The organism is Microbacterium sp. RU1D, assembly GCF_900156435.1.
Classification (GTDB): Bacteria; Actinomycetota; Actinomycetes; order Actinomycetales; family Microbacteriaceae; genus Microbacterium.
In genome coordinates, this window is sequence record NZ_FTPQ01000002.1 from 374491 (window position 1) to 396751 (window position 22261).

The 22261-nt window shown below is 70.5% G+C and carries 21 protein-coding genes and 2 tRNA genes; 5 read left to right on the plus strand and 18 right to left on the minus strand.

Going from position 1 to position 22261, the window contains the following annotated elements:
- Positions 1 to 140: 140 nt before the first annotated feature.
- The 4 genes from B0B15_RS10505 to B0B15_RS10520 are packed head-to-tail and all read right to left on the minus strand — an operon-like array spanning position 141 to position 5128.
- Complete coding sequence (locus B0B15_RS10505) at positions 141 to 1688, minus strand: dipeptide ABC transporter ATP-binding protein (protein ID WP_076675845.1); 1548 nt, start codon at positions 1686 to 1688, stop codon at positions 141 to 143.
- Positions 1685 to 2515 (minus strand): ABC transporter permease, encoded by an 831-nt coding sequence (locus B0B15_RS10510; RefSeq protein ID WP_076675847.1) that lies wholly within the window; start codon positions 2513 to 2515, stop codon positions 1685 to 1687. Before B0B15_RS10510 ends, B0B15_RS10505 begins: the two co-directional genes overlap by 4 nt.
- Positions 2512 to 3489, minus strand: coding sequence for an ABC transporter permease (locus B0B15_RS10515; protein WP_076675848.1), 978 nt, complete (start codon positions 3487 to 3489; stop codon positions 2512 to 2514). Before B0B15_RS10515 ends, B0B15_RS10510 begins: the two co-directional genes overlap by 4 nt.
- A 25-nt stretch (positions 3490 to 3514) precedes the next feature.
- Positions 3515 to 5128 (minus strand): ABC transporter substrate-binding protein, encoded by a 1614-nt coding sequence (locus tag B0B15_RS10520; protein ID WP_076675849.1) that lies wholly within the window; start codon positions 5126 to 5128, stop codon positions 3515 to 3517.
- A 275-nt stretch (positions 5129 to 5403) separates the two neighbouring features.
- On the opposite strand from B0B15_RS10520, the gene valS reads away from it, so the two are divergent.
- Entirely contained in the window at positions 5404 to 7971 is a 2568-nt protein-coding gene (gene valS, locus B0B15_RS10525) for a valine--tRNA ligase (protein ID WP_076675850.1), read from the plus strand.
- Positions 7971 to 8219, plus strand: a complete 249-nt coding sequence (locus tag B0B15_RS10530; protein WP_076675851.1) for a hypothetical protein — start codon at positions 7971 to 7973, stop codon at positions 8217 to 8219. Before valS ends, B0B15_RS10530 begins: the two co-directional genes overlap by 1 nt.
- A 160-nt stretch (positions 8220 to 8379) precedes the next feature.
- On the opposite strand, the gene B0B15_RS10535 is transcribed toward B0B15_RS10530, so the two are convergent.
- Positions 8380 to 8592, minus strand: a complete 213-nt coding sequence (locus tag B0B15_RS10535) for a hypothetical protein (protein WP_076675852.1) — start codon at positions 8590 to 8592, stop codon at positions 8380 to 8382.
- The gene (locus tag B0B15_RS10540; RefSeq protein ID WP_076675854.1) at positions 8589 to 9179 is read right to left on the minus strand and encodes a winged helix-turn-helix domain-containing protein; all 591 of its coding nucleotides are present in this window, start codon (positions 9177 to 9179) and stop codon (positions 8589 to 8591) included. Before B0B15_RS10540 ends, B0B15_RS10535 begins: the two co-directional genes overlap by 4 nt.
- An 80-nt stretch (positions 9180 to 9259) precedes the next feature.
- Between B0B15_RS10540 and B0B15_RS10545 the strand changes: the two genes are divergently transcribed.
- A complete protein-coding gene (locus tag B0B15_RS10545) occupies positions 9260 to 11308 on the plus strand; it encodes a M3 family metallopeptidase (protein ID WP_076675856.1) in 2049 nt (682 codons plus the stop codon).
- Positions 11309 to 11362: 54 nt separating this feature from the next.
- Here the strand turns inward: B0B15_RS10545 and B0B15_RS10550 are convergent, their stop codons facing one another.
- The 7 genes from B0B15_RS10550 to B0B15_RS10580 all read right to left on the minus strand — a co-directional run bounded on the left by B0B15_RS10550 (position 11363) and on the right by B0B15_RS10580 (position 17305).
- Positions 11363 to 11878: a GNAT family N-acetyltransferase gene (locus B0B15_RS10550; protein WP_076675858.1), complete on the minus strand. Its 516-nt coding sequence runs from the start codon at positions 11876 to 11878 to the stop codon at positions 11363 to 11365.
- A gap of 58 nt (positions 11879 to 11936) precedes the next feature.
- The gene (clpX, locus tag B0B15_RS10555; protein WP_076675864.1) at positions 11937 to 13205 is read right to left on the minus strand and encodes an ATP-dependent Clp protease ATP-binding subunit ClpX; all 1269 of its coding nucleotides are present in this window, start codon (positions 13203 to 13205) and stop codon (positions 11937 to 11939) included.
- A gap of 270 nt (positions 13206 to 13475) precedes the next feature.
- Complete coding sequence (locus B0B15_RS10560) at positions 13476 to 14138, minus strand: ATP-dependent Clp protease proteolytic subunit (protein WP_076675865.1); 663 nt, start codon at positions 14136 to 14138, stop codon at positions 13476 to 13478.
- Between the two features lie 23 nt (positions 14139 to 14161).
- The gene (locus tag B0B15_RS10565; protein ID WP_058231493.1) at positions 14162 to 14746 is read right to left on the minus strand and encodes an ATP-dependent Clp protease proteolytic subunit; all 585 of its coding nucleotides are present in this window, start codon (positions 14744 to 14746) and stop codon (positions 14162 to 14164) included.
- A gap of 78 nt (positions 14747 to 14824) precedes the next feature.
- Positions 14825 to 15313 (minus strand): tetratricopeptide repeat protein, encoded by a 489-nt coding sequence (locus B0B15_RS10570; protein WP_076675866.1) that lies wholly within the window; start codon positions 15311 to 15313, stop codon positions 14825 to 14827.
- Positions 15314 to 15631: 318 nt separating this feature from the next.
- The gene (gene tig, locus B0B15_RS10575) at positions 15632 to 17158 is read right to left on the minus strand and encodes a trigger factor (RefSeq protein ID WP_076675868.1); all 1527 of its coding nucleotides are present in this window, start codon (positions 17156 to 17158) and stop codon (positions 15632 to 15634) included.
- A 73-nt stretch (positions 17159 to 17231) separates the two neighbouring features.
- A tRNA-Pro gene (locus tag B0B15_RS10580) sits at positions 17232 to 17305 on the minus strand.
- A gap of 203 nt (positions 17306 to 17508) precedes the next feature.
- Here B0B15_RS10580 and B0B15_RS10585 point away from each other — a divergent pair.
- Positions 17509 to 17579, plus strand: a tRNA-Gly gene (locus B0B15_RS10585).
- Between the two features lie 56 nt (positions 17580 to 17635).
- On the opposite strand, the gene B0B15_RS16820 is transcribed toward B0B15_RS10585, so the two are convergent.
- The 3 genes from B0B15_RS16820 to B0B15_RS10600 all read right to left on the minus strand — a co-directional run bounded on the left by B0B15_RS16820 (position 17636) and on the right by B0B15_RS10600 (position 19159).
- Entirely contained in the window at positions 17636 to 17974 is a 339-nt protein-coding gene (locus B0B15_RS16820; RefSeq protein ID WP_076675869.1) for a DUF4190 domain-containing protein, read from the minus strand.
- Between the two features lie 162 nt (positions 17975 to 18136).
- Entirely contained in the window at positions 18137 to 18508 is a 372-nt protein-coding gene (locus tag B0B15_RS10595; protein WP_076675870.1) for an A1S_2505 family phage non-structural protein, read from the minus strand.
- A 114-nt stretch (positions 18509 to 18622) separates the two neighbouring features.
- Entirely contained in the window at positions 18623 to 19159 is a 537-nt protein-coding gene (locus tag B0B15_RS10600) for a gamma carbonic anhydrase family protein (RefSeq protein WP_076675872.1), read from the minus strand.
- A gap of 213 nt (positions 19160 to 19372) precedes the next feature.
- Here B0B15_RS10600 and B0B15_RS10605 point away from each other — a divergent pair, with 213 nt between their 5' ends.
- Positions 19373 to 19858 carry a Dps family protein gene (locus B0B15_RS10605; RefSeq protein WP_076675873.1) on the plus strand — a complete coding sequence of 162 codons (486 nt, stop codon included), beginning with the start codon at positions 19373 to 19375 and terminating at the stop codon, positions 19856 to 19858.
- A 135-nt stretch (positions 19859 to 19993) separates the two neighbouring features.
- On the opposite strand, the gene B0B15_RS10610 is transcribed toward B0B15_RS10605, so the two are convergent.
- Together B0B15_RS10610 and B0B15_RS10615 are read right to left on the minus strand one after the other, a co-directional pair.
- On the minus strand, positions 19994 to 21487 hold the full coding sequence (locus B0B15_RS10610; protein ID WP_076675874.1) for an amidohydrolase: 1494 nt from the start codon (positions 21485 to 21487) through the stop codon (positions 19994 to 19996).
- Entirely contained in the window at positions 21484 to 22107 is a 624-nt protein-coding gene (locus tag B0B15_RS10615; protein WP_176776619.1) for an FMN-binding negative transcriptional regulator, read from the minus strand. The genes B0B15_RS10610 and B0B15_RS10615 overlap by 4 nt, the downstream gene beginning before the upstream one ends.
- Between the last annotated feature and the right edge of the window lie 154 nt (positions 22108 to 22261).

The window sequence follows — 22261 nt, forward strand, 5'->3', positions numbered from 1 at the left end:
CGGCGGCTTCCCCGCGCGCCCGGACGTCGACCCTTCGAGTGTCCAGGACACGCCGCGCGTCTGCGGTGGATGCGGCGTGCCCTGGACGCTCGACAGAGGAGCGTACGCGCGCGACGCCGGACGACCGGGAGGGCGCGGGCTCAGGATGCCGCGGGCCCCAGGCCGGCGGAGGCGAGCAGCTCGCGGGTGAACGGGTGACCGGGGGCGGCGAAGACGCACGAGACCGCCCCCGAATCGACGACGCGTCCGTGTTGCATGACGATGACGTCGTCAGCGATCGCCGCCACCACGTCGAGGTCGTGCGTGACGAACACCACGGCCAGGTCGCGCTCGGCCTGGAGGGCGAGAAGGCGGTCGAGGATCCGCGCGCGCACCGTCGCATCGAGGGCCGACACCGGCTCATCGAGCACGAGGAGATCGGGCGACACCGCCAGGGCCCGGGCGATCGCGACGCGCTGGCGCTGACCTCCCGACAACTGCGCGGGTCGGCGGCGCACGTACGCCGGCGAGAGGCCGACCTCGCCGAGGAGGGCGGCGACGGCGGCGCGGCGCGCCCCGCGCGGCACGCCCCCCGCGGCGACGGCTTCGGTGAGCGTGCGTCCGACGCTCCAGCGCGGGTCGAGCGCGCCCCACGGATTCTGCTGCACGAGCTGCACGCGCCGGCGCGCGGCGCCGACCGCCACTCGCGACGACCATGGGCGGGCGTCGAACCGCAGGGACCCGGCATCCGGGTCCGTCGCGCCCACGAGCATGCGGGCCAGCGTCGTCTTGCCCGAACCCGACTCCCCCACCACCGCGAGGGTGCGCCCGCGTTGGACGGCGAGCGAGACGTCGTCGACGGCGAGTCGATCGCCGAAGCGCTTGGTCAGGCCCTCGGCGCTCAGCAGCGGGACGCTCGTCCGCGGCGACCGCCCGAGCGGTTCGTGCGACACCGCCTCGACCAGTGCCCGCGTGTGGGGATCGCAGGGGGATGCCAGCACCTCGGCCGTGACGCCCGTTTCCACGACGCGTCCCTCGTGCATCACGACCACCCGGTCGGCGACGCGCGCGACCGCCCCCAGGTCGTGGCTGATGAACACCACGCCCACGCCCTCGTCGGCGATGCGACGCAGCAGGGTCAGCACGCGCGCCTGCACCGTGGCATCCAGAGCCGTGGTCGGCTCGTCGGCGACGAGCACCGCCGGTCGCGCCGCGAGCGCGGAGGCGATGAGCGCGCGCTGACGCAGACCCCCTGACAGCTCGTGCGGGTACTGCCGTGCGCGCAGGTCGGGCTCGGGCAGCGACACCCGGTCGAGGCTGTCGCGCACGCGCGTCTCGAGGGCCCTGCCGCGCACGGACGGCTCGTGGATGCGGATCGGTTCGGCCACTTCCGCGCCGATGCGGCGCAGCGGGTCGAGCGACACCAGTGCGTCCTGCGACACCAGCGCGATGCGACGGCCGCGGAGCCGTCTCCACTGCCGCTCACGGAACGTCCGCGTGTCGACGCCGTCGATCTCGAGCTCGTCGACCGTGGCGCGCAGACCCGGGGGCACGAGGCCCAGCAGAGCGCGCGCGCTCACCGATTTCCCTGTGCCGGACTCGCCGACGATCGCGACGCACTCCCCCGGCGCGACATCGAGGTCCAGCCCGCGGACGACCTCGCCCGAGGGGCCCTCGATGCGCAAGCCGCGCAGCCGCACGCCGCTCACGCGCCGCGCTCCTCGGCTCGAGAGCGCAGGACGCGGCCGACGACGCTGACGCTCACCACGGTCGCGGTGATCGCGAGCCCCGGGAAGACGGCCACCCACGGAGCCTGCAGGAGGAGATTGCGGCCGGCTGAGAGCATGAGGCCCCACTCCGGTGTGGGTTCGGTGGGGCCGAGCCCCAGGAAGCTGAGCCCGGCGGCGGCGAGGATGCTGGTGCCGATCCCGATGGTGGCGAGCACGCTGACGGCGCCCAGGACACCCGGCAGCACGTGCCGCACGTGCACCGCCGCGGCGGGGACGCCGATGAGACGCGCGGCTTCGACGTGCTCGGCCACGGCACGTGAGCGTGTCTGCGCGCGCGCCAGTCGCACGTAGACCGGCACCGCGGCGATCGTGACGGCGATCGCGACGTTGACCGCGCCGGGGCCCAGCACCGCGACCACGAGCAACGCCACAAGGAACTCGGGGAAGGCCAGCAGCACATCGACCACGCGCATCGCGGCGGCGTCGACGAGGCGCGGCGCGACGGCCGAGAGCGAGCCCGCGGCGACGCCGATGACGAGCGCGAGGACGGTGGCGAGCAGCCCGATGCCGACCGACCGACCGGCCCCGTGGACCACGCGCGAGTACACGTCGCGTCCGCTCTGATCGGTGCCGAACCAGTGCGCCGCGCTGGGCGGTTGCAGCGTCGACCGTACGTCGGTGAGCAGCGGGTCATGGGTCGCGAGCAGTGTCGGAGCGACGGCCGCGAGCGCGATGACGGCGAGCACCGCGCCCGCGACGGACAACGCGACCGTTCGGCGGGCACGGCTTGTCGCGACGGCGTTCATGACGGCACCGCCGTGCGCACACTCAGGGCGGGGCCGGCGGTGCGCAGCCGCGGGTCGATGAGGGGCACGACCAGGTCGACGATCGTGTTGACCACGACGAAGACGAGCGCGCTGAGCAGGATCACCCCCGTGATCACGGGCAGGTCGCGGTCGGTGATGGCGGTGAGCGTGACGCGGCCGATGCCGGGACGCGCGAACACCGTCTCGACCAGCACCGCTCCGCCCAGGAGCGAGCCCACGAGGTAGGCCGCGAGCGTGACGCCGCCGGCAGCGGCGTGGCGCAGCGTGTGGTGCACGCTCTCGCGCACCGCTCCCGCGCCGCGGGCTCGCACGGTCAGCAGGAACGGTTCGCGCTCGGCCGCTTCGACGCCGTCGCGCAGCACCTGCGACAGCAGGGCGGCGACGGGCAGGGCCAGCGTCACCGCGGGGAGCACGATCGCCGCGCCGTCGCGCGCGCCCGACACCGGGAACCACCCCAGCTGGAACGAGAAGACGCTCAGCAGCACGAGCCCCGTCCAGAACACCGGCGACGACAGCACCACGAGCTCGATCCCGGATGCCACCGCCCGGCCCGCCCGCCCGCGCACGAGCAGAACGGATGCCAGCGCCAGCACGACGGCGATCACCAGGGCCAGCGCCGAGAGCTGCAGCGTCGGCCCGAGCTGCCGACCGATGACCTCGGTCACGGGCAGGCGCAGCTGATACGACTCGCCGAGGTCGCCCCGCACGAGGCGACCGAGGAACGCGGCGTACTGCTCGAGCACCGGCCGGTCGAGGCCGAGGTCGCTGCGCATCGCCGCCTTGACCGCGTCGCTCACCTGCGCCTGCGGCCCCAGCATCACCTCGACGGGATCGCCGGGGATGACGCGGAAGGCGAGGAACGCGAGCGTCGCCGCGCCCCAGAGCACCAGGACGACGGATGCCACGATCCCACCGAGGCGCGTGAGGATCGCGCGCGGGCGGGAGCGTGGCATCCGGGGTCCGTCGTGGGTGGGAGGCTCAGCCGACCGACGCGGTGGCGAAGAGCGGACGACCGTACAGGTCGAAGCTCAGGCCGGTGACGTCGGGACGCACGGCGCTGATAAGCGTGGGGCTGTACAGCGGCACGATCGCGGCGTGCTCGGCGTTCCACTGCTGCACCTGGGCGTACACGTCGTTGCGGGCGGCCGTGTCGGTGGTCGAGGCGCCCTGCTCGAGCAGCGCGTCGATCGCCGGGTCGCTCACCTGGGAGGCGTTCTGGAAGCCGTCGGTCGCGAGGTGGCTGCGCAGCAGGTCGGGGTCGACGCCGGAGAAGCCCCAGTCGGTCACGTCGTAGGTCTTGGGTCCGTACTGCTCGTTGTACGCGCCGGGTTCGAGCACCTCCCGCTGCAGGTCGAAGCCCACGGCCTTCAGGTCGCTCTGCACGGCGTTGGCCAGCGCGGCGCGGTCGTCGGGCACGGGGGTCCAGGCGATCCAGCGAGCCGTGAGGCGCTGACCGTCCTTGGTCCGGATGCCGTCGGCATCCCGCCCGGTCCAGCCGGCCTCGTCGAGCAGGGCGTCGGCCGCGGCCTGATCGAAGGGCCACGAGTTCTCGAGGCTGGCGTCGTAGCCGGGGGTGGTGGCGCCGAGGATGCTCCACGCGCGGGGGTACTGGCCGAAGAAGATCTCCTGCACCGCCGTGTCGACGTCGATGGCGCGGGTGAACGCCTGACGCACCTTCTGGTCGGCGAAGACGCCGTACTTCTCGTTGAGGAACAGCGAGTAGGGCAGGCCGGGATACGCGATGGACTGCACGGTGTCGTCGGCGGGCACCTGCGACACGAGGTTCGGCGTGAGGTTGGTGACGACATCGGCCTGGCCGCTGGAGAGCGCCCCCACGCGCACCGCGGCCTCGGGGAGGATGTCGACGCGCAGCGTCTTGAACGCGGGCGCACCGCCCCCGTCGGGACCCCAGGTGTAGTCGTCGTTGCGGGTGTAGACGATGTCCTGGTCGGGCGTGTATTCGGTCAGTTCGAAGGGACCCGTGCCGACGGTGATGTCGGGGCCACCGGCGGCGAGCTGGTCGGACTTGGTCTCGAGCACCGCCGGCGAGTAGAAGCCGAGGAGCGCCGTACTCGCGGCCTGGAGGAACGGCGCGTAGGGCTGCGTGAATCGCACGCGCACGGTGTGCTCGTCGACGACGTCGGTACCCGCGTACAGGTCGCCACCGAGCATGCTCGCGGCCTGGGCGGACGCCGTGTCGGGGTCGACGATGCGGTCGAAGTTCGCCTTGACCGCGGCGGCGTCGAAGGGCGTGCCGTCGTGGAAGGTCACGTCGGTGCGCAGGCGGAAGAGGTAGCTCGCGCCGCCGTCCTCGATGTCCCACGATTCGGCGAGCCACGGCGAGAACGTCCCGTCGGCCTCCTGGTACACGAGCGAGTCGAGCACGGCGCGCTGCACCATGGCGGTGACGTCGAGCTGGCTGGTCTGGGGGTCCATCTTCCCGGCGGAGAGGTTCGCGCCCTCGATCGCCCAGACGATCTCGCCGTCACCGGATGCCGCCGGGTCGGATCCGGCACACGCCGAGAGGGAGAGAGCGGCGACCGCGCCGACGGCCACGGCCGAGAGCACGCGCCGGGAAAGCTGAGAAGGCATGACGAAACCTCGAAGTCTTGGTGGGGAACCTCCAGCCTACCCGGGTTCCTGGACCGGGTGCGGAAACTCCGCCCCGTCGCGCGCACATGCGGCGACCGCTGAGGGTGCGCACTGCGAGCGTGCGCGACGAGTTCGACCCGCGAGCGGCGGCCGCCCCGGTCGCAGACACCATCCACCCGCTGCCGCAGGGCACGTCGCGCCCCGGTATCCTGGGACACCACACCCATCAGGCACGCTCACACAGTGCCGCCCATATCGCTCGAGGAGTACCCGTCATGGCCACGATCCCGGACAAACCCGCACTGGAAGGCCTCGAGCAGAAGTGGGACGCCGCGTGGCGCGATCGCGGCACGTACGTCTTCGACCGCCTGCGCGCAGCTGACGCCGGCCGTCAGGGCGTGTACTCGGTGGACACGCCGCCGCCGACGGCATCCGGAAGCCTGCACATCGGCCACGTGTTCTCGTTCACGCACACCGACGTGAAGGTGCGCTTCGAGCGCATGCGCGGCAAGACCGTGTTCTACCCGATGGGCTGGGACGACAACGGCCTGCCCACCGAGCGCCGCGTGCAGAACTACTACGGCGTGCGCTGCGACCCCTCGCTCCCCTACGACGCCGACTTCACCCCGCCGTTCGCGGGCGGCGACAACAAGAGCAGCAAGGCCGCCGACCAGGTGCCCATCAGTCGCCGCAACTTCATCGAGCTGTGCGAGCAGCTCACCGTCGAAGACGAGAAGCAGTTCGAAGACCTCTTCCGCGAGCTGGGCCTCAGCGTCGACTGGACCCAGACGTACCGCACCATCTCCGACGACTCGATCCGCACGAGCCAGCTGGCGTTCCTGCGCAACATCGAGCGCGGCGAGGCGTACCAGGCCCTCGCGCCGACGCTCTGGGACGTCGACTTCCGCTCCGCGATCGCGCAGGCCGAGCTCGAAGACCGCGACCAGCCCGCCGCGTACCACCGCGTCGGCTTCCCCAAGACCGACGGCTCGGGCGAGGTGTTCATCGAGACGACGCGTCCTGAGCTGCTACCCGCATGCGTCGCTCTCGTGGCGAACCCGGATGACGAGCGCTATCAGCCCCTGTTCGGCACGACCGTGCGCACTCCCCTGTTCGACGTCGAGGTGCCCGTGCTCGCCCACCCCCTCGCGCAGAAGGACAAGGGATCGGGCATCGCCATGATCTGCACCTTCGGCGACGTGACCGACATCATCTGGTGGCGCGAGCTCGACCTGCCCAACCGCACGATCATCGGGAAAGACGGTCGCATCGTCGCCGACGCTCCCGACGTGATCTCGACGGATGCCGCGAAGGCGGCGTACGCGGAACTCGCGGGCAAGACCGTCTTCAGCGCCAAGAAGCGCATCGTCGAGCTGCTGCAGGAGTCCGGCGACATGGAGGGCACGCCCAAGCCCTTCACCCACCCCGTGAAGTTCTTCGAGAAGGGCGACCGTCCCCTCGAGATCGTCTCCACGCGCCAGTGGTACATCCGCAACGGCGCACGGGATGCCGAGCTGCGTGAGCGCCTCATCTCGCTCGGTCGCGAGATGTCGTGGCATCCCGACTTCATGCGCGTGCGCTTCGAGAACTGGACCAACGGCCTCACGGGTGACTGGCTCGTGTCGCGTCAGCGCTTCTTCGGCGTGCCGATCCCGGTCTGGTACGCGCTCGACGAGAACGGGGAGCGCGACTACGACCGCGTGCTGACCCCCGACCTCGCCTCGCTCCCCGTCGACCCGACCACCGACGTGCCCCCGGGCTACACCGAGGACCAGCGGGGCGTCGCCGGCGGCTTCGACGCCGAGCGCGACATCCTCGACACCTGGGCGACGTCCTCGCTCACCCCGCAGCTCGCGGGCGGCTGGCAGCGCGACGAGGAACTGTGGAACCTCGTCTCGCCGTTCGACCTGCGCCCGCAGGGTCAGGACATCATCCGCACGTGGCTGTTCTCGACCATGCTGCGCAGCGCCCTCGAAGACGACCGGAGCCCCTGGTCGGATGCCGCCATCTCGGGCTTCATCGTCGACCCCGACCGCAAGAAGATGTCGAAGTCGAAGGGGAACGTGGTGACGCCCGCCGACATCCTCAAGCAGCACGGCTCCGACGCCGTGCGGTACTGGTCGGCGTCGAGCCGTCTCGGCACCGACGCGGCCTTCGACCCGCAGAATCCCACGCAGGTCAAGATCGGCCGGCGCCTGGCGATCAAGCTGCTGAACGCGGCGAAGTTCGTACTGTCGTTCCCGGTGCCCGAGGGCGCCGAGGTCACGCACGCGCTCGACGCGTCGATGCTCGCGACCCTGGATGCCGTGGTGCGCGACGCCACCGCCGCGTTCGAGGCCTACGACCACGCGCGGGCGCTGGAGACCACCGAGTCGTTCTTCTGGACGTTCTGCGACGACTACCTCGAGCTCGTCAAGGAGCGCGCCTACGACCAGACCGACGTCGGGCAGGCCTCCGCGGCTCTCGCGCTGCGCACGGCCCTGTCGACGCTGGTGCGCCTGTTCGCCCCCGTGCTGTCGTTCGCGGCGGAGGAGGTGTGGTCGTGGTTCGAAGAGGGCTCGGTGCACACCGCCGCGTGGCCCGAGCCGAGCGGCTCCGAGGGCGACCCGGCCGTGCTCACCGCCGTCAGCGCCGCTCTGATCGGCATCCGTCGCGCCAAGACCGAAGCGAAGGCCTCCCAGAAGACCCCGGTCACCTCGCTCACCGTCGCCGGTCCCCACGTCGAGGCCCTGCGCCTCGCCGAGGGCGACCTGCGCGCCGTGGGCCGGATCGAGGCGATCTCCTTCGCCGAGGCCGAAACCACCACCGTCACCGACATCGTGTTCGCACCCCAGGAGGCCTGATGCAACTCGGAACCCGTTGGACCGCCCGTGAGCAGCCGCCGAAGGCCGTTCCCGAGGCGCTGCACGCGCAGATCGCCGCGGTCGAGGCCGCGCTGAATCCGGACGGACTCAGCGCCCCCGCGCCGAAGTGGACCCTCACTTTCCTCGAAGGGCGCCCGGTCGCCGAGCTCGACACCGGGGTCATCGTGAGCCAGGACGCCTCGGGCGAGGTCGTCGTGCGCTACGACGACGACGCCGAATTCGCCTGACTTCTCCGTCTGGAGCCGCTGCGCCCGTCGACGCTTCCTCGCGTCGGCGGGCTCGCGGCGTTTCCGGCGCAAGGTGTCCGCGTTCGTCGCAACCACCGAGGCGCTGCCAGGCGTCGCGCGGGTGGTGGCTGAGCCTGTCGAAGCCACCGCGACCCGGTCATCATCGCGGCAGCAGGTACCGCGCGGCATCCGCCGACATCGCCGCCGACGCGGCGCGCCCGGCTCGACGCGTCGGCTCCGCCTCGACGGCCCGGGCGCGGCGGCGCATACGCTTCTCGGCCAACCCCGCCGCCGTCCGCGAGAGGGCGAGCAGGGCTGCCTCGAGAAGGGTGGGGCGGCCCGGCAGGACGACGGTATGCGTGACGGCGCTCATGCGGAGCCCCTCTCGGTCGGGAGCGGGAAGACGTCGTTGCGGATCGTGACGGGGCGGACGCCCTCGCCGGTCTGGTCGCGGTAGAGGGCGACGGTCTCATCGACCAATGCCTGGATCCGCGACACGAGGTCGCGCGACTGCTCCGCCGTGAGTCGGGCGGTCGCCGTCGAGATGACCGCGGCATCACGCCAGTCCTCGGCCTCGTCCCAGCCGTGGGCGGCGAAGTGCATGAGCTGCTGGTGACGCAGGGTGAGCGTCTCGGACTGGACGGCTTCCATCACGGCGCGTCCGGCGGGGGTGTTCTGCATCTCGGGGTTCGTGAGGGTGACCATCCCGGCGGGGCGTTCCCACCATCGCTCGCGGGCGGTGCCGCGGCCTTCGACCTCGCGGATGAGGTCGTGCCGCGCGAGGGCGCGCAGGTGGTAGCTGGTCGCTCCCGTAGACTCCCCCGTCAGTTCCGCGAGCGAACTCGCCGTCTGCGGACCGTACTGACTGAGGATGTCGTACAGCCGGACGCGCAGGGGGTGCGCCAGGGCGCGGAGCGCTCCGGCATCGAGGATGCGCTCGCTGCGGGGCTCGGACGTCATGTATACAAAGATATCTTTGCATCATGCTCTTTGCAACATATTCTCTGCACTCGGTTCGCGCCGCGACGTAGGCTGGGCGGATGACGGATTCCCCCAATCCCCTCCTGTCCCCGCCGGCGCTGCCCTACGACCTGCCGCCGTACGGCAGCATCGCGGTCGAGCACTACCTGCCCGCGTTCCACGCCGCCTTCGCGGCGCAGCGCGCGGAGGTCGACGCGATCACCGCGCAGACGGACGAGCCCACGTTCGAGAACACGCTGATCGCCCTCGAGCGCAGCGGCGAGCTCCTCGGCCGCGTGTCCCGCACCTTCTACACGATCACGGGTGCCGACGGCACCGCCGAGATCCAGGCCGTCGAGGAGGAGCTCGCGCCGCTCATGTCCGCGCACCGCGACGCGATCCAGCTCGATGCCACGTTGTTCGCCCGCATCGCCGCGGTGCACGAGCAGCTCGACGACCTCGACCTGGACGCGGAGAGCCGCTACCTCGTCCAGCGCCACCACCGCGAGATGGCCCTGGCGGGCGCCGGCCTCGACGACGCGCAGAAGCAGCACCTCACCGACCTCAACCAGAGCCTGTCGGTGCTGACCACCACGTTCGAGAAGAACCTGCTCGCCGACACCAACGACCTCGCGGTCGTCTTCGATGACGCGTCCGAGCTGGACGGCCTTGGCGACGGCGAACTGTCGGCCACCGCGCAGGCCGCCACGACCCGAGGGCTCGACGGCCGGTACGTCGTCACCCTGACGCTGTACACGGGTCACCCGTATCTCGCCTCCCTGACGAACCGCGAAAGCCGTCGACGCCTGCTCGAGGCCTCGCGAGCCCGCGCCTCCCGCGACAACGCGAACGACAACCGTCCGGTGCTCCGTGAGATCGTGCGTCTGCGCGCCGAGCGCGCCGCCCTCCTCGGCTATCCCTCCCACGCGGCCGCCGTCCTCGCCGATCAGACGGCGGGATCCCCGGATGCCGTCGCCGAGCTTCTGCGTCGACTCGCCGCCCCCGCTGCCGCGAACGCCCGGGCCGAACAGACCGCCCTTCAGGACATCGCCGACGCCGACGGCATCCGGATCGAGGCACACGACTGGGCGTTCTACACCGAGAAAGTGCGCGCCGAGAAGTACGACCTCGACCGCGCAGCGCTGCGTCCGTGGTTCGAAGCCGAGCGCGTGCTGCGCGACGGCGTGTTCTTCGCGGCCGAGCAGCTCTACGGCATCCGCGTCACCGAGCGGCACGACCTGCAGGGCTACCACCCCGAGGTGCGCGTGTTCGAGGTGCACAACGCCGACGGCAGCGAGCTCGGTCTGTTCCTGCTCGACCTTTACACGCGCGACACCAAGCGCGGCGGAGCCTGGATGAACTCGATCGTCACGCAGTCCGCCCTGCGCGGTACGGCCCCCGTCGTGGTCAACAACCTCAACGTCAGCAAGCCCGCGCCGGGCACGCCGACGCTGCTGTCCCTCGACGAGGTCACGACCTTGTTCCACGAGTTCGGCCACGCCCTGCACGGTCTGTTCGCCACGGTCACCTACCCGCACTTCGCCGGCACGGCCGTGTACCGCGATTTCGTCGAGTTCCCGAGCCAGGTGAACGAGATGTGGATCCTGTGGCCGGAGATCCTCGCCAACTACGCCCGACACATCGACACCGACGAGCCCCTGCCCGCCGACGTCGTCGAGCGCCTGCACGCCTCCGAGGCGTTCAACCAGGGCTTCGCGACGAGCGAGTACCTCGCGGCATCCTGGATCGATCAGGCCTGGCACGGCCTGTCCGTCGAGGAGGCCTCCGCCGAGATCGACGTCGCCGCCTTTCAGGCCGCGGCGCTGTCCGACATCGGTCTCGACAACCCCGCCGCCCCCACTCGGTACGCCTCGACGTACTTCGCGCACGTGTTCTCGGGCGGCTACAGCGCCGGGTACTACTCCTACATCTGGAGCGAGGTGCTCGACGCCGACACGGTCGAGTGGTTCCGCGAGAACGGCGGACTCACGCGCGAGAACGGCGACCGCTTCCGCCAGCGCCTGCTGGGGGTCGGTGGTTCCGGCGACCCTCTCGCCGCGTACCGCGATTTCCGCGGTCGGGATGCCGAGATCCAGCCGCTGCTGGAACGCCGCGGTCTCGCCGGCTGAGGCCGTACCCTGGCCGGCGGGCCCGCTTCGCGTGCACGAGGCGGGCCCGCCGGATCATCTTCCGACGGTGTACTTGAAGCCGATGTGGGAGTCGGCGAAGCCGAGTCGCGTGTAGAAGCGGTGCGCGTCGACGCGGGCCGCGTCGGAGGTCAGCTGCACGAGGGTCGCCCCGGTATCCGAGGCCGCCTCGTGCATCACCCAGCGCATCACCGCGCCGCCGATGCCGCTGGAACGCACGCGCGACGACACGCGTACCGCCTCGACCAGCAGACGCGTCGCGCCGCGGCGGGCCATGCCGGGGATGACGGTCAGCTGAAGAGTCCCCACGACGGTGCCGTCGGCGGCATCCACGACGAGCAGGTCGTTGAGCGGGGCGTCGAGGACGCCGGTCAGGGCCTCTTGATACGCTGCGGCGTCTCCGTCAGCGGCGCGGTCACCACGGGCCGCGCTGATCGGATCGTCCGAGAGCAACGCGATGAGAGCGGGAAGATCCGACGCCGTCGCGCGACGTACGGCGACGTCGCCGACGCGGGTGGACAACTCGACGGGAAGGCGCAGGTCGGGGAGCATCGTCCCATCCTGCCGCTGGCGGGCTCGCGCACCGGGCACGACGCCCCGTGAAGCCCCGTCAGGCGCTACGGCGCTTCTGCGCCAGCACGATCGTCGGCTGGGCGCGGTCTTCCACGGCCGCCCGGGTGATGACCACCTTGGCGATGTCGTCGGCCGAGGGCACGTCGAACATGATCGGGCCCAGGACGTCTTCCAGGATCGCGCGCAGACCGCGGGCGCCGGTCTTGCGGGCCACCGCGAGGTCGGCGATTGCCCGCAGCGCATCCTCGTCGAACTCCAGCTGAACGCCGTCGAGCTCGAACATGCGCTGGTACTGCTTCACCAGCGCGTTGCGCGGCGCGGTCAGGATCTCCATGAGCGCGTCCTGGTCGAGCGGCGAGACGGATGCCACGACGGGCAGGCGACCGATGAACTCGGGGATCAGACCGAACTTGTGCAGGTCTTCCGGCAGCGCCTCGCTGAACAGGTCGGGCGCGTCTTCCTTGCGCTGCAGCGGAGCGCCGAAGCCGACGCCGTGCTTGCCGACGCGGGCCGAGATGATCTCCTCGAGTCCCGCGAAGGCCCCGGCCACGATGAACAGGACGTTCGTCGTGTCGATCTGGATGAATTCCTGATGGGGGTGCTTGCGTCCGCCCTGCGGCGGAACCGAGGCGACCGTGCCCTCTAGGATCTTCAGCAGTGCCTGCTGCACGCCCTCGCCCGACACGTCGCGCGTGATCGAGGGGTTCTCGGCCTTGCGGGCGATCTTGTCGACCTCGTCGATGTAGATGATGCCGGTCTCTGCGCGCTTGACGTCGAAGTCGGCGGCTTGCAGGAGCTTGAGGAGGATATTCTCCACATCCTCACCGACGTAGCCGGCCTCGGTGAGGGCCGTGGCATCCGCCACCGCGAAGGGCACGTTGAGGCGTTTCGCGAGCGTCTGAGCGAGGTACGTCTTGCCGCAGCCCGTGGGGCCCAGCAGCAAAATGTTGCTTTTGGCGATGTCGATTTCTTCGGCGCGCGCCTCGGCGGGCTGCAGCGTGCCGTGCGAGCGCACGCGCTTGTAGTGGTTGTAGACGGCGACGGCGAGGGCACGCTTGGCGGGCTCCTGACCGACGACGTACTCCTCGAGGAACGAGAAGATCTCGCGGGGCTTGGGCAGATCGAACTCGGCGACCTCGCCGGCCGACGACTCCGCCATGCGCTCTTCGATGATCTCGTTGCAGAGCTCGACGCACTCGTCGCAGATGTACACGCCGGGACCGGCGATCAGCTGCTGCACCTGCTTCTGGCTCTTGCCGCAGAAGGAGCACTTGAACAGGTCGGCGCTCTCACCGATGCGTGCCATCCCGGTTCCTCCCGTCGCCCGGCCCCCGCCGGTGTGTACCCGAGCCTAACCCGACCCCGCGACATCCGAGGGCATTTGCGCGCCCGGCGGTGTCGTGATCGCCGACGGCGGACACGCGGCATCCTGCCGCTCCCCCGCGTGAGTCGCCAGAATCTGTCGCTGCCGCGTCGCTCGAGGCGACGAAACCTGGAGACTCACGCGGGCGCTGCGCACACGACGAAGCCCCGCAGACCGAAACGGGTCTGCGGGGCTGGTCGTGTCGCGAGCGCGTCAGGCCGTGAGGGCCGCGGGCTGGCGCTTGCGGGTCGTGAGGACCTGGTCGACGATGCCGTACTCCATCGCCTCGTGGGCCGAAAGGATCTTGTCGCGGTCGATGTCCTTGTTGACCTTGGCGACGTCCTGCCCGGTGTGGCGGGCCATCGTCTCTTCGAGCCACGTGCGCATGCGGAGGATCTCCTGCGCCTGGATCTCGATGTCGGACGCCTGCCCGTGGCCGGCCTCGCCCATGGCGGGCTGGTGGATCAGGATGCGGGCGTTCGGCAGGGCGAGACGCTTGCCGGGGGCTCCGGCGGCCAACAGCACGGATGCCGCGGACGCGGCCTGACCGAGCACGACCGTCTGGATCTGCGGCGAGACGTACTGCATCGTGTCGTAGATCGCCGTCATGGCCGTGAACGAGCCACCGGGCGAGTTGATGTACATGATGATGTCGCGGTCGGGGTCCTGCGACTCGAGCACGAGAAGCTGGGCCATGACGTCATCGGCCGAGGCGTCGTCGACCTGGACGCCCAGGAAGATGACGCGGTCCTCGAACAGCTTGTTGTACGGGTCCTGGCGCTTGTAGCCGTAGGCCGTGCGCTCCTCGAACTGAGGCAGGACGTAGCGGCTCGAGGGCATGTGCGATGCGGCGCCGCCGAAGGTGGGGATGTTCATGTCGGTGTCCTTTTCCTCTCGACTCAGGCTGCGGTTCCGCCGCCGCCGGTGACGTCGGTGGCGTGCTCGCGCATGTGGTCGACGAACCCGTACTCGAGGGCTTCCTGGGCGGTGAACCAGCGGTCGCGGTCACCGTCGGCGTTGATCTGCTCGACGCTCTTGCCGGTCTGGTTCGCGGTGATCTCGGCCAGGCGGCGCTTCATGTCGAGGATGAGCTGCGCCTGGGTCTGGATATCGCTCGAGGTGCCGCCGAAGCCGCCGTGGGGCTGGTGCAGCAGCACGCGCGCGTTCGGCGTGATGTAGCGCTTGCCCTTGGTGCCGCTGGTCAGCAGCAGCTGGCCCATCGACGCCGCCATGCCGATACCGACGGTGACGATGTCGTTCGGCACGAACTGCATCGTGTCGTAGATCGCCATGCCGGCCGTGATCGAGCCGCCGGGCGAGTTGATGTAGAGGTAGATGTCCTTCTGCGGGTCCTCTGCCGCGAGCAGCAGGATCTTGGCGCAGATCTCGTTCGCGTTCTCGTCGCGCACCTCCGAACCGAGCCAGATGATGCGGTCCTTCAGCAGCCTGTCGAAGACGCTCGTTGCCATAAGGGGTTCGGGCATGTGTGCTCCTCTTCCGGTGATCTGCAACGAATCTACCGGCGGGCCCGGGGGCGGGACGCCGTGTTCGCCGCGGGCGGATCAGCGCGGATCGTCGGCGATTTCTCGCGCGTATCCGGTCACGGAACGGGTATAGCGCGGCAGGTGCGGCGCGAGGGCCTGCAGGGCGATGGATGCCGCCCGCTCCGGTTCCCCGCTCGACACCAGGGCCAGGGCGTAGAACGCGGCAGCCGCGTCATGCAGGTCTCCGCGCGGCTCGCGCACGTACTCGACGCGGAGCATCTCGAGCGCTTCCTCCGTTTTGCCGAGGTTGCGGATCGTGCTCGCCAGCTGGATGGTCGCCCGCGTTCGGCGGTGGTCGTCGAGTCCGATCGCGAGGGCCTGGCGGTAGAGCACCTCCGCCTCGACTTCCACGCCGGCGGAGTCCCGGGCGCCGGCGCGCTCGAACAGGGCGACGGCGTCGTCGGCCGGTCGCTCGGCGGCGAGTTCATCGATGCGGGTGATCACGTCTTCGGGGGCGAGCGCGTCATCAGCCCAGACGGCATCCACTCTGCTCTGCCATTCGTCCATCTGTCGCATCCCATTCTCTTTCTCGATGTGCCCGCACGCACGGGATGTCCAGACCACCCGGACGCTTCGACCACCCTTCCGGGTGTCGTGGACACTCGATCGGGTCGGTGTCCTGATCGCTGAGTGTCCACGACACGCCGCTGGCCGGGGGGACATTCGGCGTGCCGTGGACACTCAGCAGGTGTCGTCGTCCCCGCGGTCGAGTGTCCAGAGCACGCCGACCGGGCTGTGCGCCGGACGGCCCGTCGTCGACGCGCGACGGCATCCGCGAACGAAGGAGGGGGCGGATGCCGTGGCATCCACCCCCTCCGTCATGACTTACTCGCTGTCAGCGGCGTCGGTCTTCTTCTTGACCGGAGCGCGCTTCTTGGCGGGAGCCTTCGCCGGGGCCTCCTCCGTAGAGGCCTCGTCGGCGGGAGCCTCGTCGTCGGTCTTCTTCTTCGCGGGGGCACGCTTCTTGGCGGGAGCCTTCTTCGGGGCCTCCTCCGCGGCGGGCGCCTCAGCGGCGTCGTCAGCCGGAGCGGCGTCACCCTCGGCGGCATCCTCGTCCTCGACGGGCTCTTCACCCTCGACGGCAACGAAGCCGGTCAGGTCGACGGGCTTGCCGTCGGTGTCGACGACGGTGACCTTGCCGAGCGCGATCGCGAGGGCCTTGTTGCGGGCGACCTCCCCGACGAGCGCGGGCAGCTGGTTGCCCTGCTGCAGCGCGTTGACGAAGTCCTGCGGCGCCATGTTGTACTGCGCTGCCGACTGGATGAGGTACTGCGTCAGCTCGTCCTGCGACACCTGGACGTTGGCGTCCTCGGCGATCTTGTCGAGCACCATCTGCGTGCGGAACTGCTTCTCGCTCGCCTCGGTGACCTCGGCGCGGTGCTCGTCGTCCTCGAGGCGGTTCTCGCCCTCGAGGTGGTTGTGCACCTCGTCTTCGATGAGCTGCGGCGGCACGGGGATCTCGACGGCCTCGAGGAGGGCGTCGATGAACTTGTCGCGCGCGGCGGAGCCCTGCGTGAACACGGCCTGCTGCGACACGCGCTCGCTCAGCGACTCGCGGAGCTCGGCGATGGTGTCGAACTCGGACGCCATCTGCGCGAACTCGTCGTCGGCCTCGGGCAGCTCGCGCTCCTTGACGGCCTTGATCGTGACGGCCACCTCGGCCTCTTCGCCGGCGTGCTCGCCACCGACGAGCTTCGAGCGGAAAGTGGTCTGCTCGTCGGCGGTGAGCGATTCGATCGCCTCGTCGATGCCCTCGAGCAGCTCGCCCGAGCCGATCTCGTACGACACGCCCTCGGCGCGGTCGATCTCGTTTCCGTCGATGGTGGCGACGAGGTCGAGCTCGACGAAGTCACCGGCCGTGGCGGGGCGGTCGACGGTCACGAGCGTGCCGAAACGGGCGCGCAGGCGGTCGAGCTCGGCGTCGATGCCGGCCTCATCGGCGGAGGCGGCGTCGACAGTCACCGTGATGGTGTCGTACGCGGGGAGCTCGAACTCGGGGCGCACGTCGACCTCGACGTCGACGACGAGGTCGCCGGAGAAGTCCTTGAGCTCGGGGAGCTCGACGATCTCGGCGCTGGGGCGACCGATGACGCGAAGGTCCTGCGCCTCGACGGCCTCGCGGTAGAACCCGTCGAGACCCTCGTTGACGGCGTGCTCGATGACGGCGCCGCGTCCCATGCGCTGGTCGATGATGGGAGCCGGAACCTTGCCCTTGCGGAAGCCGGGGATCTGCACGTCGCGGGCGATGTGCTCGTAGGCGTGGGCGATGCTCGGCTTGAGCTCGTCGGGCGAGACCGTGATGTGGAGCTTGACCCGGGTGGGGCTGAGCTGCTCGACGGTGCTGTTGACCATGCGGTGTGTTCTCCTCGTGTGGCCCGCGCGCACGCGGGGGCCGTGTGGGCCTGTGGTCTGTGGGGCCGTTGCGTCGGGGCGACAGGATTTGAACCTGCGGCCTCCCGCTCCCAAAGCGGGCGCTCTACCAAGCTGAGCTACGCCCCGGGGCGACGCGCGCGAACGCGTTCGACGAAACGACCTCGGAAAGTCTAGTCGATCGACCCGGGAGCGCCGGTTTTCCCGCGGTGCGGGGCGGAAATGCCTTCCCCGCTCGACCTCCAGCCGCTTGCGGCGCGTTCACGAGCTCGCGCGTGGTGTCGTAGAGTGGAAGCATCCGACGACGTCGCTCCGCGAGAGCGGCGGAATTCGGGGCTGTAGCTTAGTGGTAAAGCCTCTGTCTTCCAAACAGATGATGCGAGTTCGATTCTCGTCAGCCCCTCCGACATGAAGAACGGCCCGTCCCCTCGAGGACGGGCCGTTCTTCTTTGCCGGTGATCAGCCGCCGAGCGTGTTGCAGGCGACCTCGTTGCCGTTCACCACGACGGTGCCGGTGAATCCGGCGGCCTCGCAGGCCTGGTAGGCCGCTGCACCGAAGCCGATGGCCGAGACCACGGCGATCGCCACGATGATCCCGACGACCGTGAGCACGGCCCCGACGATGATCGCCGCCAGGGCGAAGCCGTTCTTGTGCCCCGCCTTGCGGCTCTGCACGAGCGCGATGATGCCCAGGATCAGCCCGATGACATTGAAGAAGATCGCGACGACGAGGGCGACGATGCCCAGAGTACGACCGGGGACGGGACCGGACGCGGGGCGGTTGTATTCGACGGACATGGATCCTCCATAACGCTGCTGATGACGCCGTATGCATCGGACACTAGCGGTCGGGGGGCTTGCCTGGGTGTCTCCTATGCGGCCCGGCTCGCCGGGGGAATTCTCGATACTTCCCGGCCGCCGCGGGGCGTCGACACCCGCACCCGGCATGGGGAACTCCGGTCACGGGGTGTCGTGCCGGCTCAGGATCCGGCGGAAGGAGTCGGGCAGGACGACGTTCCCGCCCGCCGCGGAGAAGAAAAATGCCACCTGATCGGGGCGGTATCCGGCGATGCCGCAGCCCACTTCGGTGACGAGGAATCGCAGCTCGGGGTGCGCCTCGGCGAAGGCGACGAACCGTCGTGCCTGTTGTTCGAAGACGGCCGTTCCGGACATCGTGTCGATGGCATAGGACCGCCCCTGCAGGCCCTCACCCTGCCCCCACAAAGCACCGAAGTGGTCGAGGGCGAAGCGTGCGGCTCCCCCGCCGTGCGCGCCGGCCGCATTCGAGCCGAAGACGAACACCTCGCCGGGCTGGAGGGTGGTGATGGTCATCGCCCCACCCTATGCACGCCCCGTCCGGGGGTCTGTGTCGTCACGCGCGGCGGACGACGAACGAAGGCCTCACGGCGCCGGCGCTGCGCGCGACGACCGGAGGGGTCGTTCCGCTCACACGCGCCGCGCGTCGGCGTGGCGCACCGTGTGCCGCAGATAGGTCTGGGCGTTGCGGAGGATCCCCGTACGTTCGTCGTCGGTGAGCGCCCGACGCACCCTCGCCGGCACGCCCGCGACGAGCGAACCGTCGGGCACCACCGTCCCTTCGAGCACCACCGCTCCCCCGGCGATCAGGCACCCCGCCCCGATCCGCGCCCCCGACAGCACCACGCTTCCCATGCCGATGAGCGAGCCGTCGCCGATCCGGCAGCCGTGCACGACGGCGTTGTGCCCCACCGAGACGTCGTCACCGATCACGACGCCGTGTTCGGCGTCGACGTGCACCGAGACGTTGTCCTGGAGGTTGCTGCGCGCCCCCACCACGATCGACGCGCTGTCGCCACGCAGCACGGCGTTGTACCAGACGCTCGCGCCCTCCTCGAGCCGGACGTCGCCGACGATGCGAGCCCCGGATGCCACGAACGCGGTGTCGTGCACGGAGGGCGTGGCGCCGTCGAGGGCGAGCAGGGAGGCGTCGGAAGCGATCGTCATGCGCCGAGGGTAGCGTCCCGCGATCAGCCGTACTGATGACGCGGTCCGGTCCGCTCGCCAAGGGCACGCCCGATGCCGTGGACCGAGGCCGCAAGCAAGGTAAGGATTGCCTGCTCACCGGGGATTTAGCCGAGCCTCATCTTGCTTGCGGAATGCGCGGGCGTGAGTAGCGTTGCATCCAACAGACTTCGTTCACTGCGACAAGGAGCAGACATGAGCACCGTTCAGACCCCCGCCGCCACCACCGTCGACCCGACGATGGCCGCCGGCACGGCCCAGTTCCTCTCCCCCGTCGTGATCGGCCTCGAAGCGCTCGTCGTCAACGGCAAGCAGGCGCACTGGCACGTGCGCGGCTCGAACTTCATCGGCGTGCACGAGCTGCTCGACACCGTGGTCGCCCACGCGCAGGACTGGGCCGACCTGGCCGCCGAGCGCATCGTCGCCCTGGGCCTGCCGATCGACTCGCGCCTGTCGACCGTCGCCGCCAAGGCGAAGGCCACCGAGGTGCCCGCCGGTTTCGCACAGTCCGACGTCGTCATCCGCGCCGTGATCGCCGACATCGACGCCGTACTCGTCGACATCGAGGCCGCGATCGAGGGACTCGACGAGATCGACATGTCGAGCCAGGACGTCGCGATCGAGATCAAGCGCGGTCTCGACAAGGACCGCTGGTTCCTCTTCGCACACCTCGCCGCGTAAGACGATTCCTCGAAGGGGGCGGTGCGTCAGCACCGCCCCCTTCGTCGTCCCGCCCGACGGGCCCTTCGGGCAGAGCGTCGCCGGAAGCTCTCTGCGGCGACAGATGGCGACTCCTCGCCCGCGCTCGAGGCTTCGTCAGCCGCCGTGCGTCACCCGACCGGCGAGCAGCGTGGCCCGTACCGGCATCGAGCGCAACGCCCGTTCGTCGGCGGCGAGCGGATCGACGCCCACGATGACGAGATCGGCGATCGCCCCCGGTGCGATCTCGGTGGGCGTCGTCGACCCGCCGGCGGTGGATGCCGCGATCGCGGTGCCGATCCCGACCCGCTGGTGCGCCTGCCACGGTTCCCGCCCGTCGCGCGTGCGGAACACCGCCGAGGCGATCGCCGCCCAGGGGTCCAGCGGCGCCACCGGCGCGTCGGAACCGAACCGCAGGTTCGCGCCACTGTCGGCGAGGGCCCGCAGGGGGTAGGGCTGGGCGGATTGCCCGGCCCAGATGGCATCCGTCATGTCGCGGTCGTCGAGCGCGTGCTCGGGCTGCACGCTCGCCGCCACGCCGAGGCGGGCGAACCGCGGGATGTCGGCGTGCGCCACGAGCTGCGCGTGCTCGATGGTTCCCACCGCGCCCGTCACCGCGTACGCGTCGAGAGCGTGACTGTTCGCGACGTCGCCGATGGCGTGGATCGCGCACTCGAGTCCGGCGGCGGTCGCGCGCGTCATCATGTCGACGAGGTCGCCGGGGGCGACGGTGAGCAGACCGTGGTTCGCCGGATCACCCGGGTAGGGGTGAGCGCACGCGGCCGTGCGGGTGCCCAGGGAACCGTCGGTGATCGCCTTCAACGGCCCGACGCGGATGAGGTCGTCGCGCCCCCCGCGCACGCGGTCGCCGGTGCGCAGCCCCTCCGCGATCGCCCGGTCGAGGTGCTGCGGATACGTGCCGTACGACACCCGCAGGGTGTCGAACCCGCGCGCCGCACGTCGCTGCCACGGTCCGTCGTTCCACGTCATGTCGAGGTCGACGAGCCCGACGAGACCACGGGCCGCCGCGGCGCGGGCCATACGGTCCACCGCGTCGTCGGCGGTCTGCGCATCGACCGCATTGAGGCGGCGCGAGATCTCGAAGGCGTCCTCCTCGACCAGCATCCCGGGTGCCACGGGCGCGAACCCCTCGCGCCGGAACGCCGCGGAGTTCATCCAGACGCTGTGCACGTCGGCGTTGATGAGGTACGTGGCGACGTCGCCGGTCGCGGCATCCAGGAGGTCGAGGCGGGGCTTGTCGGCCCACAGGCCGTCGCGGAAGCCGGAGCCGATGCGACGCCCGTCGACGACGGGCGCGAGCGCCATGACGGCCGCGGCGTCATGCGCCGAGGCGACCTCGCCCAGGGGGACGCGATCCGCGGCGAGTGCCCACTGCAGCACGTGCACGTGGTGGTCCCACATGCCCGGGAGGAGCCATCCCCCCTCGCCCTCGACCACCGCACCGGTGGGGCGCAGGTTGCCCGTGGGAGCGATGTCGACGATGACGCCGTCGGCAAGGACGAGGTCGACGGGTTCGTCGGTGGGCAGCAGCTCGCGTCCGGGACCGGCGACGCGAACGGCGCGGACGAAGCCGACCTGTTCCCCGATCACGGGCGCACCCGCGCGTCGGCGGCGCGCTGCATCTCGGCGGCGAGAGCGGGGTTCTGCGTCCCGAGCCCGGCGATGATCGTGTCGACCACCTCGGGGCTGCGGTTCTGGCTGAGCTTGCGCTTCGCCGTCACGCGGGTCGGCGTCAGGCGGAAGCCCACCGTGCCGCGCTCGAGCCGCTCGACGAATGCGGCGTCGTTGGGGAGGGTGTAGAGTCCGCGCGCGTCGGCGCCGTGTCCCTCGAAGCGGTCGACGAGCCGGTCGAGCACACGCAGGTTCTCCTCGGGCGACAGCAGTTCCGGGATGCCGGACAGGTGCGCCGAGACGAAGTTCCAGGTCGGCACGGCGGGGACGTCGCCGTACCAGCGCGGGGTGATGTACCCGTGCGGCCCCTGCACGACCACGAGCAGCTCCCGCTCGCCGAGGCCGAGGATGGCGTCGTCGGGCTTGCCCACGTGACCGACGATCGTGAGGTCGTCACGGGTGTCGTCGAGCATGACGGCGTAGTGCGAGGCGACCAGGCTGTCGCCGCTCCCGCTCACGAGAGTCACCCACGGGTTGAGGTCGATGAGACGGCGGATCTCGCCGACGTCGGTCATCGTGAAGCTCGGGTTCTGGCGCACCGGATCAGCCTAGAACGCGCGGAACGCTGCGGTGGGCCGCGACGAGCCCGTGCTCCCCCGCACCCCGGTCCCTGAGCCCATCGAAGGGGCCGGATGCCACGGAGGCTTCGGTACGCGCAGCCTCGATGCACAGGTCCCTGAGCCCGTCGAAGGG

Excerpts from the sequence above, each read along its gene's own strand:
- B0B15_RS10520 (WP_076675849.1), bottom strand. The coding sequence starts at position 5,128 with ATGCCTTCTCAGCTTTCCCGGCGCGTGCTCTCGGCCGTGGCCGTCGGC.
- B0B15_RS10570 (WP_076675866.1), bottom strand. The coding sequence starts at position 15,313 with ATGGACGAATGGCAGAGCAGAGTGGATGCCGTCTGGGCTGATGACGCG.
- B0B15_RS16820 (WP_076675869.1), bottom strand. The coding sequence starts at position 17,974 with ATGTCCGTCGAATACAACCGCCCCGCGTCCGGTCCCGTCCCCGGTCGT.
- B0B15_RS10545 (WP_076675856.1), top strand. The coding sequence starts at position 9,260 with ATGACGGATTCCCCCAATCCCCTCCTGTCCCCGCCGGCGCTGCCCTAC.
- B0B15_RS10550 (WP_076675858.1), bottom strand. The coding sequence starts at position 11,878 with ATGCTCCCCGACCTGCGCCTTCCCGTCGAGTTGTCCACCCGCGTCGGC.
- B0B15_RS10510 (WP_076675847.1), bottom strand. The coding sequence starts at position 2,515 with ATGAACGCCGTCGCGACAAGCCGTGCCCGCCGAACGGTCGCGTTGTCC.
- B0B15_RS10595 (WP_076675870.1), bottom strand. The coding sequence starts at position 18,508 with ATGACCATCACCACCCTCCAGCCCGGCGAGGTGTTCGTCTTCGGCTCG.
- clpX (WP_076675864.1), bottom strand. The coding sequence starts at position 13,205 with ATGGCACGCATCGGTGAGAGCGCCGACCTGTTCAAGTGCTCCTTCTGC.
- B0B15_RS10565 (WP_058231493.1), bottom strand. The coding sequence starts at position 14,746 with ATGCCCGAACCCCTTATGGCAACGAGCGTCTTCGACAGGCTGCTGAAG.
- tig (WP_076675868.1), bottom strand. The coding sequence starts at position 17,158 with ATGGTCAACAGCACCGTCGAGCAGCTCAGCCCCACCCGGGTCAAGCTC.
- B0B15_RS10530 (WP_076675851.1), top strand. The coding sequence starts at position 7,971 with ATGCAACTCGGAACCCGTTGGACCGCCCGTGAGCAGCCGCCGAAGGCC.
- B0B15_RS10600 (WP_076675872.1), bottom strand. The coding sequence starts at position 19,159 with ATGACGATCGCTTCCGACGCCTCCCTGCTCGCCCTCGACGGCGCCACG.
- B0B15_RS10540 (WP_076675854.1), bottom strand. The coding sequence starts at position 9,179 with ATGACGTCCGAGCCCCGCAGCGAGCGCATCCTCGATGCCGGAGCGCTC.
- B0B15_RS10515 (WP_076675848.1), bottom strand. The coding sequence starts at position 3,489 with ATGCCACGCTCCCGCCCGCGCGCGATCCTCACGCGCCTCGGTGGGATC.
- B0B15_RS10535 (WP_076675852.1), bottom strand. The coding sequence starts at position 8,592 with ATGAGCGCCGTCACGCATACCGTCGTCCTGCCGGGCCGCCCCACCCTT.
- valS (WP_076675850.1), top strand. The coding sequence starts at position 5,404 with ATGGCCACGATCCCGGACAAACCCGCACTGGAAGGCCTCGAGCAGAAG.
- B0B15_RS10605 (WP_076675873.1), top strand. The coding sequence starts at position 19,373 with ATGAGCACCGTTCAGACCCCCGCCGCCACCACCGTCGACCCGACGATG.
- B0B15_RS10560 (WP_076675865.1), bottom strand. The coding sequence starts at position 14,138 with ATGAACATCCCCACCTTCGGCGGCGCCGCATCGCACATGCCCTCGAGC.